At 62.1% G+C, this 14,353-nt stretch carries 14 protein-coding genes and 1 pseudogene; 6 read left to right on the top strand and 9 right to left on the bottom strand.

The features are described 5' to 3' along the window. Window positions 1–21: 21 nt before the first annotated feature. The gene (ampC, locus tag AOA60_RS16530; protein WP_178075370.1) at window positions 22–1,176 is read right to left on the bottom strand and encodes a class C beta-lactamase; all 1,155 of its coding nucleotides are present in this window, start codon (window positions 1,174–1,176) and stop codon (window positions 22–24) included. Window positions 1,177–1,378: 202 nt separating this feature from the next. Here ampC and AOA60_RS16525 point away from each other — a divergent pair, with 202 nt between their 5' ends. Continuing rightward, a complete protein-coding gene (locus AOA60_RS16525) occupies window positions 1,379–2,563 on the top strand; it encodes a DUF2252 family protein (RefSeq protein WP_099585355.1) in 1,185 nt (394 codons plus the stop codon). Between the two features lie 143 nt (window positions 2,564–2,706). Here AOA60_RS16525 and yghX read toward each other — a convergent pair whose 3' ends face one another. Further along, window positions 2,707–3,594: a YghX family hydrolase gene (gene yghX, locus AOA60_RS16520; RefSeq protein WP_099585354.1), complete on the bottom strand. Its 888-nt coding sequence runs from the start codon at window positions 3,592–3,594 to the stop codon at window positions 2,707–2,709. 128 nt (window positions 3,595–3,722) lie between these two features. Between yghX and AOA60_RS16515 the strand changes: the two genes are divergently transcribed. Continuing rightward, on the top strand, window positions 3,723–4,274 hold the full coding sequence (locus AOA60_RS16515; RefSeq protein WP_099585353.1) for a YceI family protein: 552 nt from the start codon (window positions 3,723–3,725) through the stop codon (window positions 4,272–4,274). On the opposite strand, the gene AOA60_RS16510 is transcribed toward AOA60_RS16515, so the two are convergent. Beyond that, complete coding sequence (locus AOA60_RS16510; RefSeq protein ID WP_099585352.1) at window positions 4,271–5,161, bottom strand: DMT family transporter; 891 nt, start codon at window positions 5,159–5,161, stop codon at window positions 4,271–4,273. The genes AOA60_RS16515 and AOA60_RS16510 overlap by 4 nt on opposite strands. 90 nt (window positions 5,162–5,251) lie before the next feature. Here AOA60_RS16510 and AOA60_RS16505 point away from each other — a divergent pair, with 90 nt between their 5' ends. Continuing rightward, window positions 5,252–6,577 carry a PLP-dependent aminotransferase family protein gene (locus AOA60_RS16505; RefSeq protein WP_099585351.1) on the top strand — a complete coding sequence of 442 codons (1,326 nt, stop codon included), beginning with the start codon at window positions 5,252–5,254 and terminating at the stop codon, window positions 6,575–6,577. A gap of 14 nt (window positions 6,578–6,591) precedes the next feature. On the opposite strand, the gene AOA60_RS16500 is transcribed toward AOA60_RS16505, so the two are convergent. Further along, the gene (locus AOA60_RS16500; RefSeq protein ID WP_099585350.1) at window positions 6,592–7,017 is read right to left on the bottom strand and encodes a nuclear transport factor 2 family protein; all 426 of its coding nucleotides are present in this window, start codon (window positions 7,015–7,017) and stop codon (window positions 6,592–6,594) included. Window positions 7,018–7,264: 247 nt separating this feature from the next. Here AOA60_RS16500 and AOA60_RS16495 point away from each other — a divergent pair, with 247 nt between their 5' ends. Next, the gene (locus AOA60_RS16495; protein WP_099585349.1) at window positions 7,265–7,483 is read left to right on the top strand and encodes a DUF6434 domain-containing protein; all 219 of its coding nucleotides are present in this window, start codon (window positions 7,265–7,267) and stop codon (window positions 7,481–7,483) included. Between the two features lie 339 nt (window positions 7,484–7,822). Here AOA60_RS16495 and AOA60_RS16490 read toward each other — a convergent pair whose 3' ends face one another. Further along, the gene (locus tag AOA60_RS16490; protein WP_099585348.1) at window positions 7,823–9,529 is read right to left on the bottom strand and encodes an amidase; all 1,707 of its coding nucleotides are present in this window, start codon (window positions 9,527–9,529) and stop codon (window positions 7,823–7,825) included. 56 nt (window positions 9,530–9,585) lie between these two features. Next, window positions 9,586–9,738, bottom strand: a pseudogene (locus tag AOA60_RS16485) (transcriptional regulator); the annotation flags it as partial. 85 nt (window positions 9,739–9,823) lie between these two features. Between AOA60_RS16485 and AOA60_RS16480 the strand changes: the two are divergent. Next, window positions 9,824–10,129 (top strand): DUF2834 domain-containing protein, encoded by a 306-nt coding sequence (locus AOA60_RS16480; protein WP_099585347.1) that lies wholly within the window; start codon window positions 9,824–9,826, stop codon window positions 10,127–10,129. Between the two features lie 123 nt (window positions 10,130–10,252). On the opposite strand, the gene AOA60_RS16475 is transcribed toward AOA60_RS16480, so the two are convergent. Genes AOA60_RS16475 through AOA60_RS16465 form a run of 3 tightly spaced genes read right to left on the bottom strand, consistent with a single transcriptional unit; the run spans window position 10,253 to window position 13,183 of the window. Beyond that, window positions 10,253–11,176 (bottom strand): sugar ABC transporter substrate-binding protein, encoded by a 924-nt coding sequence (locus AOA60_RS16475; protein WP_099585346.1) that lies wholly within the window; start codon window positions 11,174–11,176, stop codon window positions 10,253–10,255. 37 nt (window positions 11,177–11,213) lie between these two features. Further along, entirely contained in the window at window positions 11,214–12,338 is a 1,125-nt protein-coding gene (locus AOA60_RS16470) for a phytanoyl-CoA dioxygenase family protein (RefSeq protein WP_099585345.1), read from the bottom strand. Then, a complete protein-coding gene (locus AOA60_RS16465; RefSeq protein ID WP_099585344.1) occupies window positions 12,338–13,183 on the bottom strand; it encodes an SDR family oxidoreductase in 846 nt (281 codons plus the stop codon). The genes AOA60_RS16470 and AOA60_RS16465 overlap by 1 nt, the downstream gene beginning before the upstream one ends. A 123-nt stretch (window positions 13,184–13,306) precedes the next feature. Here AOA60_RS16465 and AOA60_RS16460 point away from each other — a divergent pair, with 123 nt between their 5' ends. After that, window positions 13,307–14,332, top strand: a complete 1,026-nt coding sequence (locus AOA60_RS16460; RefSeq protein ID WP_099585343.1) for a LacI family DNA-binding transcriptional regulator — start codon at window positions 13,307–13,309, stop codon at window positions 14,330–14,332. Window positions 14,333–14,353 lie beyond the last annotated feature (21 nt).

The following is a 14,353-nucleotide window of genomic DNA, read 5'->3' as shown; positions in this document are numbered from 1 at the left end:
CCGTTCTTTTTGTGCCAGGCTTTAGTGATCCAGCGTACTCAAGATCGCATGGGCCACTTTCACCCGCTCCGCATTCGGGTAGTTCTTGTTCGCCAGGATCACCACCCCCAATCCCTTGCTCGGCACGTAGGCCACATAGGCACCAAACCCGTTGGTCGAGCCGGTCTTGTTCACCAGGGTGTTGGCATGGGGCGCCTGCGCCGGCGTTAGCCAGTTGACCTTGTGCGGTTCCATGGCCATGGGTGTGGAGTTGCCGTCAATCAACGCATCGAGCGTGATGGGGTAGGGGTACATTTCCCAGCCCAGGCCCTGGGTCATGCCGTCGACGGTGTAGTAGCCGGTATGAGTGATGGCGATTGCCTGTTGCACGGCGGTTTCCAGCTTCGCGGGGCGCATGTTGGTTTGCACATAACGCAGCAGGTCCGAAGCGCTGGTCTTGATGCCGTACGCCTCGCTGTCCATGGCGCCGGGGCCGACGCGCACCGGCTTGCCATCCTTGCCGTAGCCTTGGGCGTACAGGTTCATCTGGCTTGTCGGCACTTTGACGAAGGTGTGCTTGAGCCCGAGTTTGGGCAGCAGGGTCTTTTCCATCGCCTGGTCGAACGGCTGCTTGAGGCTCTGCGCCGCGAGGTAACCGAACAGGCCCAGGCTCGGGTTGGAATACAACCGCTGGGTGCCAGGGGCGAAGTCGGGTTTCCACTGCTGGAAGTAGCTGATCATGTGCTGGTTGTTGTCGGCCTCCGGCGGAAATTGCAGGGGCAGGCCTCCGGCGGTGTAGGTGCCCAGGTTAAGCACGCTGATGTGGTCGAACTTGCCGCCGCCCAGCGCAGGCAGGTAGTCGCTGGCCGGGGCCGACAGCTTGAGTCTGCCGGTGGCTGCTGCATAACCGGCGAGGGTGGCGGTGAAGGTTTTGCTGACCGAACCGATTTCGAACAGGGTGTTTTCGTTGACGGGCTGCCGCGTCTCCCGGGATGCGACGCCATAGTTGAAATACTGCACGTTGCCGTCCTGAACCACGCCGACGACAAGGCCGGCAATGGCCTGTTGCTGCATCAGCGGCTTCACACTGGCGTCCACCACCGCTTGCAGGTCAGTGGCGGCCAGGCAGTTGCCGGCAGCGAGAAGGGCGGCTATCGCCGTGACAGTGCGCATGCCGGAGAGCATAGAGAGGGGCATGAGAGGGTTTCCATGAAAGTGATCGAAAAAAAAGACCCTGCGCGGGCGAGCCAAATATAGGCAGTTCGCCAGCGCTGGGCAAACGATGACGTCGCTTGCCTGGCTGTAGCGGAAAAGGCCAGCGTAACGACTATTTTAGAAACATAATGAAACATTCGCCGATGCGCGCCGCTCTACCGCTACACCTGTACAGAGTTATTCCATGAAAACACCGCGCCCCTCCGCTCGTATGCCTCACCTTACCCAACTGCGAAACCTGAAGATGGCGCGCTCGGCCCACGCCTATGTACGCGGCAGTACCGTGCAGTTCTACGACTGGCTGCACAGTTTGCCGGGGCGTCGTTTGCCCAACGGGCCCGCGATCTGGATCTGCGGCGATTGCCATGCCGGAAACCTGGGTCCCACCGGCGACAACCAAGGCCGCATCGATATGCATATCCGCGACCTGGACCAGGCTGTGATCGGCAACCCGGCCCACGACCTGGTGCGCCTGGCCTTGTCCCTGGCGACCGCCGCGCGAGGCTCGGACCTCCCTGGTGTGACCACCGCACGCATGCTCGAAGAAATGATGCTGGGCTACGAACAGGCCTTCAAAGATAAGCCCGACGAAGCACCGCCACGCCCGTCCCAGGTCAAGGCTGGCATGCGCAGCGCGGTGGCGCGCACCTGGAAACACCTGGCGCGCGAACGCATCGAAAGCGCCCGGCCGACCATCCCGCTGGGCAAGCATTTCTGGGCGTTGTCGCGGGCTGAAAAAAGCGCGCTGGAAGGCGTCTGTGCGTCGGATGAGATCCACCAATTGGTCACCTCGCTCAAAGGTCGGCCCAAGGACGCCAAGGTCGAACTCCTGGATTGTGCTTACTGGGTCAAGGGCTGCAGCTCCCTGGGTCTGTTGCGTTACGCGGCCTTGCTCGGCGTGGGCGACAAGGATGATCAGGAATATTGCCTGATCGACATCAAGGAGGCGGTCGGCGCCGCTGCGCCCCGAGCCGCACGGGCGAAGATGCCCAGGGATAATGGCCGCCGGGTGGTTGAAGCTGCGCGGCAGCTGTCACCGGGCCTGGGCGGACGCATGGTCGCGGCGCGGTTTCTGGATCACGGGTTTTTTATTCGGGAACTGCTGCCACAGGACATGAAGTTGGAACTCGATGAGTTGAGCGAGACTGACGCTATGCACGCCGCGGGTTATCTGGCGCGGGTGGTTGGCGTTGCTCATGCGCGGCAGATGGACCGAGCGACCCGCAAGGGGTGGATGGCGACGTTGCAGGAGAACCGGTCGAGGGAATTGGATGCGCCCTCATGGTTGTGGACCAGTGTGGTGCAGTTGGTGGGGAGTCATGAACAGGGGTATTTGAACCATTGTCGGCGGTATGCTTTGGAGCACTGACCCAGGGCGCCAGGGTGAACAAGATACCCCGTAGATACCGCACACATTTCTCCCTTGCGCTTGCCCGGTGAGCGTCAAGACGGTATCTACGGCGGCGGGGCAACGAGGTGGAGATGCTCATGGCCGGCGCGCCGCAACGCCGGTCATGCCAGGTATTTGCGAAACCAGCCCAGCGTTCTTTCCCACGCCAGGTTCGCCGCTGCTTCGTCATAACGCGGCGTCGAGTCGTTGTGGAAGCCGTGATTGGCACCCTTGTAGATGAACGCTTCATAGGTTGTGCCGGCCGCTTTCAAGGCTTTCTCGTACGGCGGCCAGCCTTCGTTGATGCGTGTATCCAGTTCGCCGAAGTGCAGCATGATCGGCGCCTTGATACGCGGTACGTCCTTGGCCTCAGGTTGGCGGCCGTAGAAGGAGACCGCTGCGCCCAGTTCGGGGTAGGCCACCGCTGCCGCGTTGGTCACGCCGCCGCCGTAGCAGAAGCCGGTGATGCCGACTTTGCCGGTGCTGCTGTCGTGGTGCATCAGCCATTCGATGGCGGCGAAGAAGTCGTTCATCAGTTTGGTCGGATCGACGGTCTGTTGCAGTGCCACGCCTTTTTCATCATTGCCGGGGTAGCCGCCAACGGAGGTCAGGCCATCCGGGGCCAGGGCAATAAAGCCGGCTTTGGCCAGGCGTCGGGCGACGTCTTCGATATAGGGGTTCAGGCCACGGTTTTCGTGCACCACCACCACCGCCGGCAACTTGCCCGCTGCCTTGGCCGGGCGCACCAGGTAGCCGCGTACCGTGCCGTTGCCCTTGGGCGAGGGGTAGGTGATGTAGTCGGCGACGATGTCCGGGTCGGTGAATTTCACTTGCTCGGCCAGGGCGTAATTGGGGCTCAGGGCGGCGAGCAGTGCGCCAGCGCTCATGCCCGCGAAGGTGAACAACGCCGCACGGTCGAGAAATTCACGGCGGTTGATCTTGCCGTGGGCGTAGCCGTCGTAGAGTTCCAGCAGTTCGGGGGCAAAGTCTTTCGCGGTGAGACGAGTCATCGGTGCAATCCTCGATTGGCGGTGGCAATCAATGTAGACCAGGTTCAGCCTTCACGGCCACGGGCAGCTACGCTGTCCAGCAGGACATGCGTCTGTTGGGGTACGTCCTTTTTTTTGCGGAGAATTGAATGAAGCGTCGAATGTTAGCCGTAGCCCTTGGTTTTATCGCCAGCGCCCAGGCCGTTGAGTACAAGGACGTCAACCACACCGCCAGCCAGATCAGTTTTACCTACGAGCAACTGGGGCAGCGGATGTATGGCACGTTCAAGGAGTTCGAAGGCACCTTGACCTTCGATACGCAGGCGCCGGGAGCGGGGCATGCGTTGCTCAAGATCCAGCTCGCCAGCATCGACGCCGGCAGCGATGATACCAATGACACCCTGCAACGCGAGTCCTGGTTTGATACCGCGACCTACCCGCTGGGCGTGTATGAGTCCACCGGGGTCAAGGCTCTGGGGGATAACCGCTTCCAGATCAGCGGCAACCTGACCATCAAGGGCATCACGCGCCCGGTTGATGTGCAGGTGCTGCTCAAGGAGCTGGATGGCATTGGCGTGTTCGACGGCGAATTCATCCTTGATCGCGGCAATTTCAAGATCGGCGAAGGTGAATGGGCCGGCAATAGAGTGGTGTCCAACGACATCCATATCAAATTCAAAATGGTCGCGCCGCAGCGCTAGCGGGCGACCTTTTTCGCGCCGGCCACGCAGCCGATCACCGCCACTGTCACCAGTACCATGCCCAGGCTCACCTGCTCATGCAGCAGGCCCGCCGCCAGTGCCAGGCCAAAGAACGGTTGCAGCAACTGCAACTGGCCGACGGCCGCGATCCCGCCCTGAGCCAGGCCGCGATACCAGAACACAAACCCGATCAGCATGCTGAACAGCGCCACATAGCCCAGGCTCAGCCAGGCCGGGAGGCTGATGCCGGTGAAACGCGGCGGGGCAAGGATCAGGCTCAGCGGCAGCACCACCGGCAGCGACACCACCAGCGCCCAGCAGATCACCTGCCAACCGCCCAGGCTGCGCGACAGCTTCGCGCCTTCGGCGTATCCCAATCCGCATACCAGCACGGCCAGCAGCATCAGCACGTCGCCCGCTGGTGACGCGCTCAAGCCTTGGGCCAAGGCATAACCCATCACCAACGCACTCCCCAGGATCGAAAACACCCAGAACACCGGCCGCGGTCGCTCGCCGCCGCGCAGTACACCAAATATCGCCGTGGCCAGGGGCAGCAGGCCGATAAACACGATTGAGTGCGCAGAGGTCACGTATTGCAGGGCCAGGGCGGTGAGCAGGGGGAAGCCGATCACCACGCCCAGTGAGACGATCACCAGAGGCACCCACTGACCGCGTGCGGGGCGTTTCGCCTTGAGCAGCCACAACAGAAGCAGCCCCAATGCGCCGGCGATGGCGGCGCGGATCATCGTCAGAAACACCGGATCGAATTCCATGACCGCCAAGCGCGTGGCGGGCAGTGAACCGCTGAAAATCACCACGCCGATAAAGCCATTGATCCAACCCTGAGTGCTGCTGTCCAGGGCGCTGAGGGGAGACGTACGTTCCATGAGGGCTGTCCGGAAAAAGAAAAGTTGCGTGGCGCCCATCCTAGGATCGAAGATTAAGACAATCAAAAAATTGTCATGGATACACCGCCAATGCCCCGCGCCCGCTACAAGTCACTGGTCGACAGGTTTGCCGAAGACATCCGCAGCGGGAAAATGCCCCCCGGCATGCGTTTGCCCACCCATCGCCAATTGGCCGCCGACCACCGCCTGGCGCTGGTCACCGCCAGCCGCGTGTACACCGAGCTGGAAGCCATGGGCCTGGTCAGTGGGGAAACCGGGCGCGGCACCTTCGTGCGGGAGATCGCGTTACCGCCAGGGCAGGGCAGTGGGCAGATGGCCATCGCGACGGGCATGCTCGACCTCAATTTCAATTACCCCTCGCTGCCCGGTCAGGCCGACTTGCTGCGCACCGCGCTGCGCCAGTTGGCGCTGTCCGGCGACCTTGAAGCGCTGCTGCGTTATCAACCCCACGCCGGTCGCCTGCATGAGCGTGCCACCATTGCCCGTCACCTGCTGAGCCGGGGGCTGATGGTGGCCGCCGAGCAGGTGCTGGTGGTCAGTGGCGCCCAGCATGGGTTGGCGGTGGCGATGATGGCGTTGCTCAAGCCAGGGGATGTGATCGCGGTGGACGCATTGACCTATTCGGGGTTCAAGGTGCTGGCAGAGACCCTGCACCTTGAAATCGTCCCGATTCCCGTCACCGCCAGCGGCCCGGACCTGGCAGCTCTGCGCAACCTGTGTGGCAAGCGCCCGGTGCGTGCGGTGTACAGTATACCGACCCTGCACAATCCGCTGGGCTGGGTGATGGGCATTGAGCAGCGCGAGCAACTGGTAGCCATCGCCCGCCAGCACAACCTGATGATCATCGAAGATGCGGCCTACGCGTTTCTGGCCGAGGACGCACCGCCGCCCTTGGCCAGCCTGGCGCCGGAACGCACGGTGTATGTGGGCGGGTTGTCGAAGAGTGTCGCCACCGGGCTGCGAGTGGGGTTTGTCGCCGCGCCCGCTGCGTGGATGAAGGCGCTGGAACGCACCATCATGGCCACCACCTGGAACGTGCCCGGCGTGATGAGTGCTATCGCCGTGGCCTGGATCGAGGACGGCACCGTCGCCCAACTGGAAGCACAAAAGCGCCAGGATGCCCAGGCTCGGCAAATCTTGGCAGCGCAGGTGCTGAAGGGGCTGGCCTACACCAGCCACCCGTCATCGTATTTTCTGTGGCTGCCTTTGGCGGAAGACGCCCGCGCTGACCAAGTCGCCATGACCTTGCAGCGCGAGGGCGTCTCCGTCTCCACCGCCGAGCCGTTTGCCGTTTCAGCCCACGTGCCCCATGCGTTGCGTCTGGCATTGGGTTCGGTGGACATGCCGGCGCTGCGCGAAGCGTTGCTCAAGGTGCGCAGCGTAGTGGCGTGGTGAGCCTACGCTTGCCTTCAGAATTTAAACGCCTGGCGACCGATCAATAGCCAGTGGCCTTTCTGTTTCTGCCAGACCTGGAAGTTTTCGATGTCGGTGGGTACTTCCACGCCACTGTTCACCGCCTGGGCGTGAAAGTGGTTGCGCACCAGCGCCGTGTCGCCTTGCAGGGTGATGGTCTGTTTTTGCATTTCCAGGGTCTTGAAGCCGCTGCGACCGGTCTCGATATCGGCGATGAACTCCTGTTTGTTCTGGATCTTGCCGCTGGAGTGGCCGTAGGTGAGTTGCTCGGCGGTCAGGGCCTGAAGCTGCTTGATGTCTTTATGCAGCATGGCTTGGGTCAGGTGATCGACTGCTTGGGCGACGTCTTTGTCGGCAGGGGATGCGGCCACGTAGCCGCTGAACAGGCATAGAAAACCGATCAGTAGTTTGACGTTCTGCATGGATGTTTCCTTATTGTTGTTGGGGATGTAGACGACAGCTGTAGTCGTCGTACAACCATGCAATATTCCCTGTGACGATGGAAAGTGAAATTTCGAAATATCCTGAAATTATTGGGCCTCTAAGATTGATCGCTCTTATACGATGTCCCAACACCTTGAGTTCTTTGAGTTGCCTGATTTTGGCGCTTCCTAGGAAACAGGCGCATCGCTATGCTAGCGCCGACACCTCACCTGCCCGAGCGAAAAAATGGATTTTGACTGGCACAGCGACCCCATCACCCGCGCCACTCCCGTGACCGCGCACTACAAAAACACCCAGAACGTGCGCCGCTTCATGTGTGAGCACTGCGGGCCGAGCTTCAAATTCGACCGACCCTTCATGGCGTGGATTCGCAACGAGACCCCCAAGACCCTGGGTGACATGGTGGATGAGTGGCAGCGGCGGAACACTGACAAGCATCCATAAGCACGGCAATGTGCTGCCGACCTTTTAAGACAAAGCCAAGCAACTGACACGCCGAAGATCAAAATGTGGGAGGGGGCTTGCCCTAATGCCAGTCAGTTAAGGACGAACACCGTACCTGTGGCGAGGGAGCTTGCTCCCGCTGGGCCGCGAAGCGGCCCCAAAAATGGGACTGCTGCGCAGTCCAACGGGAGCAAGCTCCCTCGCCACAGGTTACTTTTTGCCCTTTTATCTCTTAACTGACCGGCATTAGGGCTTGCCCCCGATGGCAGTGGTTCAGTTAGAGCAGCTTTGACTGACACTCCGCTATCGGGGGCAAGCCCCCTCCCACGGGGTGAGCCGTTAGTTGTCTGCCAGCGGCGGGGTACGCGGCGGAATCAGGCGCTTGCTGCCCGTTGCCTCATACGCGGCCGCAAGGCGCAACAACGCCGAGTCATCATAGGCGCGCCCGGCAAACGTCAGCCCCACCGGCATGCCGATGTCCGCCATCACGCCCATCGGCACGGTGACGGTAGGTACGCCCAGGTGGCGGATGGCGAGGTTGCCGTTGGCCACCCAGATGCCATTGCTCCAGGCGATGTCCGCGCTGGCTTCATTCACATCGGCATCGGCCGGGCCGACGTCGGCGACGGTGGGGAACAGCACGGCGTCGAGGCCGAGCTTGTCCATCCAGTCTTCCAGGTCGATGCGCCGGGTTTGCTCCAGGCCGCGCAGGCCGTCGGGCACGGTGCTGATTTCATTCCAGGGTGTGATGCCGCGCTGGGCCATGCGCACGTATTCGTCCATGCCGGCGGCGAGGTCGTCTTCACGGTTGGGCAGGGTGCCGGGGTCGTGTGGGAAGATTTTCGGGCCGTCCACGTCCGCCAGGCGGTTGAGCGTTGGGTCGTCGTTGGCGCGCAGGAAGTCATCGAACGCCCAGGCGGACAGTTCCCACAACTCGTCGTGCAGGAATTCCTTGGACACCAGCCCACGGGTGAACACCGTCGGCGCGCCGGGGCGATCGCCTTCGCAGTTGGACACCAGCGGGAAATCCACCTCGATCACTTCGGCACCCGCTGCTTCCAGCGCCGTGCGGGCGTCTTTCCACAGGTCGATCACGCTCTCACGGGTGTTGATCCGTTGCCCGGTCGGGCCGCCGATGCCGGGCTTTTCGCTGGTGCCGGCGTCGGGGTCGGCATTGATGTACATACGCGGTACGCCCAGGCGCTTGCCCGCGAGGGACTCTGCCGTCGCGGCCAGTTCAGCGTAAGACGCCGGGCGCACGTCGGCGACGCGGGGGATCGGCACCCAGGTTTGCAGGCGCCACAGGTCGCCACGGGTGTCGGGGTCTTCGGCAACCACCACATCGAGCACTTCCAGCAGGTCGGCCATGGTGCGCGCATAGGGCACCACCACGTCCATGGTTGGCGTCAGCGGCCAGTTGCCGCGCACCGAAATCACCCCACGGGACGGGGTGTAGGCGCATAGGCCATTGTTGGACGCCGGGCCGCGCCCGCTGGACCAGGTTTCTTCCGCCAGGCCGAATGCTGCGAAACTGGCGGCGGTGGCAGTGCCCGCGCCGTTGGACGAACCGGAGGCGAACGGCGCGGTGAGGTAGTCAGCGTTATACGGGCTTTCGGCACGGCCATACACGCCACGCTGCATGCCGCCATTGGCCATCGGCGGCATATTGGTCTTGCCCAGGCAGATAGCGCCACCGGCGCGCAGGCGTTCGATGGTGAATGCATCGCGATGGGCGACGAGCTTGGCAAAGGCCGGGCTGCCCGAGGCCGCCGTCAGGCCCTTGACCAGGTAGCTGTCCTTGGCGGTATAGGGAATGCCATCCAGTGGCCCCAACGTTTCGCCCCTGGCCCGGCGTGCATCGGACGCCTCGGCTTCTTTAAGCGCTTCGGGGTTGCGCACCACCACGGCGTTCAACGCGGTAGCGGTCTGCGGGCCGTCGTAGGCCTCGATCCGGGCAAGGTAAGCCTGGACCAGTTCAACGGCAGTGGTCTGGCCGGATTCAAGCGCAGCGCGCAATTGGGCAATGGAGACTTCGGTAACTTGCATGACGTTTTCTTCGCCGCCTTAAGTTGAGGTATGGCCGCAGTCTACGTACAGATATTTCACAAAACCAGCGCCGAATAGTCCGCGAAGGCGGCGCGCATCACCTGCCAGGTCGCCTCGTCAGCGGGAATCAGATGCTCGATGCGCAGCGAGGTGAGTGTGATGTCCTGAGGCATGCCGAACGCGGTGAAGGTCGACAAAAAGGATTTTTCGTGGCCCTCGCAATGACCTCTAAGGTCATTGCGAGGGCCAAACCTTATCGCTAAGGTGGGGCTCGATCACTTCAAGGAAGACATCATGCCAAGACCCTCGATTGCCCTGGCCGCTTTGCTCGGGTTTTCCCTCTACACCCTGTTCACTCTGTTGACTGCCGAGCAATCGTTATGGGCTTTTGGGCAGCAATTGCTCTCGCGGCCGGACACCGCGCAAGTGGTGATCGACCTGTACCTGATGGCGATATTGGCGTGCGTATGGATGTATCGGGATGCGCGTGGGCGAGGGCGCTCGGTGTTGTCGGTGGTGCCGTATTTTTTGCTGACGGCGGTGTTCGTGTCGGTGGGACCGCTGCTGTACATCGTGCTGCGGGGGAGGAGGGAGCAATGACCGTCCAAAAAATTCCAGGCTGGTATGAACGCTCTGCGGCGTTCCTCTGACTTCTGTGGTGAGCGAGCTTGCCTCGCGCGGCAAGCCCGCTCACCACAAAAGCCCCTTACTGACCCAAATCAATCAAGGGTTGAGGAACGCCTGGTAGTTGTCCTTGGTGATCTGCTGGTAAGGAATGGTCAGCTCAGCCTCGTAGGGCTGTTTTTTCACCATCTTCACCGCCAGGTCAATCGAACCCACCGCTTGCCCCTTGTTGTCCTGATACGCCGTCACCAGCAACTGGCCTTTTTTGACTGCATCCAGCCCGGCTGCGCCGCCATCGCTGCCGGCGACCAATATGTCCTTGCCCGGTTGCATGCCCGCCTGGCTGATCGCCATGGCCGCGCCTATCGCCATTTCATCGGCATTCGCCGCCACCGCATCGATTTTGCGGCCCGAGACAATCCAGTTGTTCATCAGGTCAATCGCCTTGCTGCGCTGCCATTCGGCGCTCTGCTCCTCGACGATCTTGATATCGGGGTAGTCCTTGAGCACGCTCTTCACGCCCAGCGTCCGGTTGTGCGTGGCGTTGTTCGACAGCAGCCCCAGCATGATCGCCAGGTTGCCCTTGCCGCCCATTTTCTGCGCCAGATAACGCATCTGGATTTCGCCGGCCTTGATCTCATCCGAGCCCACGTACCCCACGCCCGGCGGAACATCCTTGAACTCCGGACGACGGTTTACATACACCAGCGGGATCTTCGCCTGCTGGGCATTCACCGTCATTTTCTGGGTGGCGGCGGTGTCCACCGCGTTGACGATGATCGCGTCCATGCCTTGTGCGGTGAAGTTCTGCACCTGGTTGAGCTGGCGCACTACATCGCCCTGGGCGTCTTCGAACTGAAGGGTTACACCGGGCAGTTCCTTGGCGTGGGTCGCCATGTAGTCACGCATTTGCGCGAGGAACACATCGTCGACCTGGGCGATGCTCACGCCGATCCGTATATCGGCCAAGGCCCAAGGGCTGACAGCCAGGGTAAACAGTGCCGCAAGGAGTTGCTTCTTCATGATGGTGCTCCGCTGTTTTTGTTGTTGTTAAAGCGATTCATGCCTGACGCTTGGCCCGCATCTGCGCCACTGCTGCGGCGAAGTCCGAATAGGGCCAGCGTTCGTTGAGAGCTTGCTGCATCAGCTGTTGCCCGGTTTGCGGGGCCAGGCCCCGCAGCGGCGGGTCGGTGTCGAGGTTGGTAGGGAAGGAATAGCCATCGGCCGTGCAGGCAATCACGGCCTGGGCGTCCAACGTTGGGTTGGCCAGCAATGCCGGATAGACCGCCAGCATCATGCGGTCACGGTCGAGGGCTTCCATCGGTTTGCCGAACGCCGAGGAGATTTGCAGCAGGTTGGCCATGCGATGGCGGTCGGCGGTGCGGTTGGTGCCGGCGGCATGGAACAGCGCCGGGTTGAAGAACAGCAGGTCGCCCTTGTTCAGGGGCAGTTGCACGGCGTGCTGCTGGAAATAGTCGATGAAATCTTCGCGACGCCACGCCAAATAGCCCAAGGCGTATTGCTGGGAAAACGGCAGCAACTGGGTCGGTCCGCTTTCCAGCGGCATGTCCGTGTGGGCCACCGCGCCTTGTAACGTCAGGTATTGCGACAGCACGTGCAGCGGCAGCGGAAAGCGCTCCACCACGTCGTCGGTCTGGAAGCCCAGGTGGTAATCCCGGTGCGGCTGTTGCGCCTGCCCGCCGGGATGCACCACATTCACCTGGGCCGTGACTTGGTAACTCGGCCCCAGCCACGCTTCGGCAATCAGCCCCAGCAGCGGGTTGGCGTAATACTCGACAAAAGATTGCGGCGACTCTAACGCCGCTTTTTGCAGCGAGTTCCAGATACGCCCGTTGCTACCGGCCTTGGCAAAATGATCGGCGGCCACGCCTTGCGCGGCCTCAGTGGCGAAGATCGCCTCGAACACCTGGCTATGGCGGTCCACTACGTCCAGGTCCTCATACGCCTGGCGCACCACCATCACCCCCGGTCCATCGCGGAACAGGCGGTGCAGTTCATCCATCACCGCACGGCGGTCGCTGTTGCGCAGGGTGTGGGCCCGATAGATCGGCACATTGCCGACTACCTCGGCGCACAGCGGATAATCCTTGGCCTGGGCCTGTTGCGAGCACAGCCGCTGGAAGTCTTCCAGGCGCACCGCTTCGGCGCTGACGAATGCCGACATCACACACCTCCCGACAGGCTCAGGGCCTGATGCGGTTGCGGGCTGCCGCCGTCGGTACAACCGACCACGCCTTGCTCCAGATCGATCACCGAACCGGTCATCATGCCGGACTCGCTGGACAGTAAAAACGCCACGCTCTGCGCCACTTCCTCGGGCTTGAGCAAGCGTCCGAACGGTTGCGCGCTTTCGGCCTTGGCCAGCCAACCGTCCTGGGCACCGTGGTACTGGCGCTGGATATCATCCTCGTGGGGCGTGTCCATCCAGCCGATATTCAAGCCATTCACCCGGATGCGGTTGCGCAGGGCGCTGAACGCGACGTTCTTGGTGAGGATCGCCAGGGCCCCCTTGGACGCCGCGTAGGCACTCAAAAACGACTGCCCGCCATGCCCGGTGACGCTCTGGATATTCACCACGGCGCCTTCCACGCCGTTGCTGATCATCAGTTTGAGCGCTTCCTGCATCAGGAAAAACGGTGCCCGCACATTCACCGCAAACAGCCGCTCGAACAGCTCCGGCGAGGTGTCGAGGATGGTGCCGCGGTCCGACATCCCCGCGCAGTTCACCAGCCCATGCAAGGTGCCGAAGTGGGTGCGTGCCGCGTCGATGATCGCCCGGCAATCCTCGACTTTTTCCAGGTCCGCCTCGACAAAAATTGCCTGGCAATCCAGTTGCGCCAGTTGCCGCACTTGCTCTTCACCCTGGGCACGACGACGGCCACAGATGATCAGCCCGGCGGCGCCGCGTCGTGCCAGGGTGTGGGCCACCGCCGCGCCCAGGCCTTGGGTGCTGCCGGTGACGACAAAGTACTGGCCGCTGAACGAGGTGGCGAGATCGGTGTTGGGCATGAAGTTCTCCTGGATTTGTTGTTGTTTTCATCGCCCGGCTCGACGGCGGGCAAAACGGAGACTAGCATTGCAAAACCTCAGTAACGCCCAAATAAGACCTCAAAAACACCTCAGGCGAAACCCATGCTCGAACGTGCAAAACATTTCTCCATCAAGCAACTCGCGACGCAGGCCGGTGTGAGCAAAGCCACGGTCGACCGCGTGCTGCACCAGCGCGGCAGCGTGCATGCGCAGACCTCGCGGCGCATCGAGCAGGCGCTGGATGAGTTGGAGTCCCAGGAAAAAAACGGCCTGGCGGTGGGGCGCACCTTCCATGTCGACGTGATCATGCACACGCCCCAGCGCTTCAGCGCGGCGGTACAGGCGGCGATCGTCGCGCAACTGGGTAGCCTGGCGCCGTTTCGTATTGCACCGCGCTTTCACCTGTTCGAAGAAATCGAGCCTCAGGCCATGCACGACCAGTTGCTGCGTTGCCTCGACACCGGCAGCCAGGGCGTGGTGCTCAAGGCCGCCGATGAGCCAGCGGTGAACCAGGCGGTCAAGCAACTGATCGCGGCGGGCATTCCCGTGGTGACCTTGGTGACGGACCTGCCGCAAAGCGAGCGCATCGGCTACGTGGGCATGGACAACCGCACCGCCGGCCAGACGGCCGCCTATCTGATGTCCCGCTGGCTGCCGGCGCAGCCCCAGGACGTGGCCGTGGTGATCGGCAGCGAACTGTTCCGTGGCGAAGAAGAGCGCGAGATGGGCTTTCGCGCCTGGTTGCGTGGCCGGGCGGCGCACTTGCGGGTGCTGGACATCAGCGGCGGCTACGGCGTGTACGACCGCACGTTCGACCGCGTGAGCCAGGCGCTAAAACAACATCCAGAACTCAAGGCGGTGTACAGCGTCGGCGGCGGCAACCGCGCAATCGTCGATGCCTTTGCCGCCCTGGAGCGCCCGCTGGAGGTGTTTATCGGCCACGACCTCGACGAAGAAAACCGCCAGTTACTACGCGAAGAAAAAGTCGCCGCGATCATCGACCACAACCTGCAGATCGATGCGCGCCATGTGTTCCTGCACATCCTGCAACACCATCGGCTATGGAAGGCCGGGCCGATTGCGCCGTCACAGGTGCAGATCGTCACACCGTTCAACCTGCCGGACTGAGTACTCCCTTTAAAAACAACA

It is taken from the genome of Pseudomonas sp. 2822-17, assembly GCF_002742485.1.
GTDB classification, from domain to species: Bacteria; Pseudomonadota; Gammaproteobacteria; order Pseudomonadales; family Pseudomonadaceae; genus Aquipseudomonas; species Aquipseudomonas cyclaminis.
This window is presented reverse-complemented; position numbering and strand designations above follow the sequence as displayed.

What these genes read in the sequence shown, in the direction of transcription:
- ampC (WP_178075370.1), bottom strand. Translation starts at nt 1,176, where the DNA reads ATGCCCCTCTCTATGCTCTCCGGCATGCGCACTGTCACGGCGATAGCC.
- AOA60_RS16480 (WP_099585347.1), top strand. Translation starts at nt 9,824, where the DNA reads ATGCCAAGACCCTCGATTGCCCTGGCCGCTTTGCTCGGGTTTTCCCTC.
- yghX (WP_099585354.1), bottom strand. Translation starts at nt 3,594, where the DNA reads ATGACTCGTCTCACCGCGAAAGACTTTGCCCCCGAACTGCTGGAACTC.
- AOA60_RS16460 (WP_099585343.1), top strand. Translation starts at nt 13,307, where the DNA reads ATGCTCGAACGTGCAAAACATTTCTCCATCAAGCAACTCGCGACGCAG.
- AOA60_RS16470 (WP_099585345.1), bottom strand. Translation starts at nt 12,338, where the DNA reads ATGTCGGCATTCGTCAGCGCCGAAGCGGTGCGCCTGGAAGACTTCCAG.
- AOA60_RS16475 (WP_099585346.1), bottom strand. Translation starts at nt 11,176, where the DNA reads ATGAAGAAGCAACTCCTTGCGGCACTGTTTACCCTGGCTGTCAGCCCT.
- AOA60_RS16465 (WP_099585344.1), bottom strand. Translation starts at nt 13,183, where the DNA reads ATGCCCAACACCGATCTCGCCACCTCGTTCAGCGGCCAGTACTTTGTC.
- AOA60_RS16525 (WP_099585355.1), top strand. Translation starts at nt 1,379, where the DNA reads ATGAAAACACCGCGCCCCTCCGCTCGTATGCCTCACCTTACCCAACTG.
- AOA60_RS16510 (WP_099585352.1), bottom strand. Translation starts at nt 5,161, where the DNA reads ATGGAACGTACGTCTCCCCTCAGCGCCCTGGACAGCAGCACTCAGGGT.
- AOA60_RS16500 (WP_099585350.1), bottom strand. Translation starts at nt 7,017, where the DNA reads ATGCAGAACGTCAAACTACTGATCGGTTTTCTATGCCTGTTCAGCGGC.
- AOA60_RS16490 (WP_099585348.1), bottom strand. Translation starts at nt 9,529, where the DNA reads ATGCAAGTTACCGAAGTCTCCATTGCCCAATTGCGCGCTGCGCTTGAA.
- AOA60_RS16515 (WP_099585353.1), top strand. Translation starts at nt 3,723, where the DNA reads ATGAAGCGTCGAATGTTAGCCGTAGCCCTTGGTTTTATCGCCAGCGCC.
- AOA60_RS16505 (WP_099585351.1), top strand. Translation starts at nt 5,252, where the DNA reads ATGCCCCGCGCCCGCTACAAGTCACTGGTCGACAGGTTTGCCGAAGAC.
- AOA60_RS16495 (WP_099585349.1), top strand. Translation starts at nt 7,265, where the DNA reads ATGGATTTTGACTGGCACAGCGACCCCATCACCCGCGCCACTCCCGTG.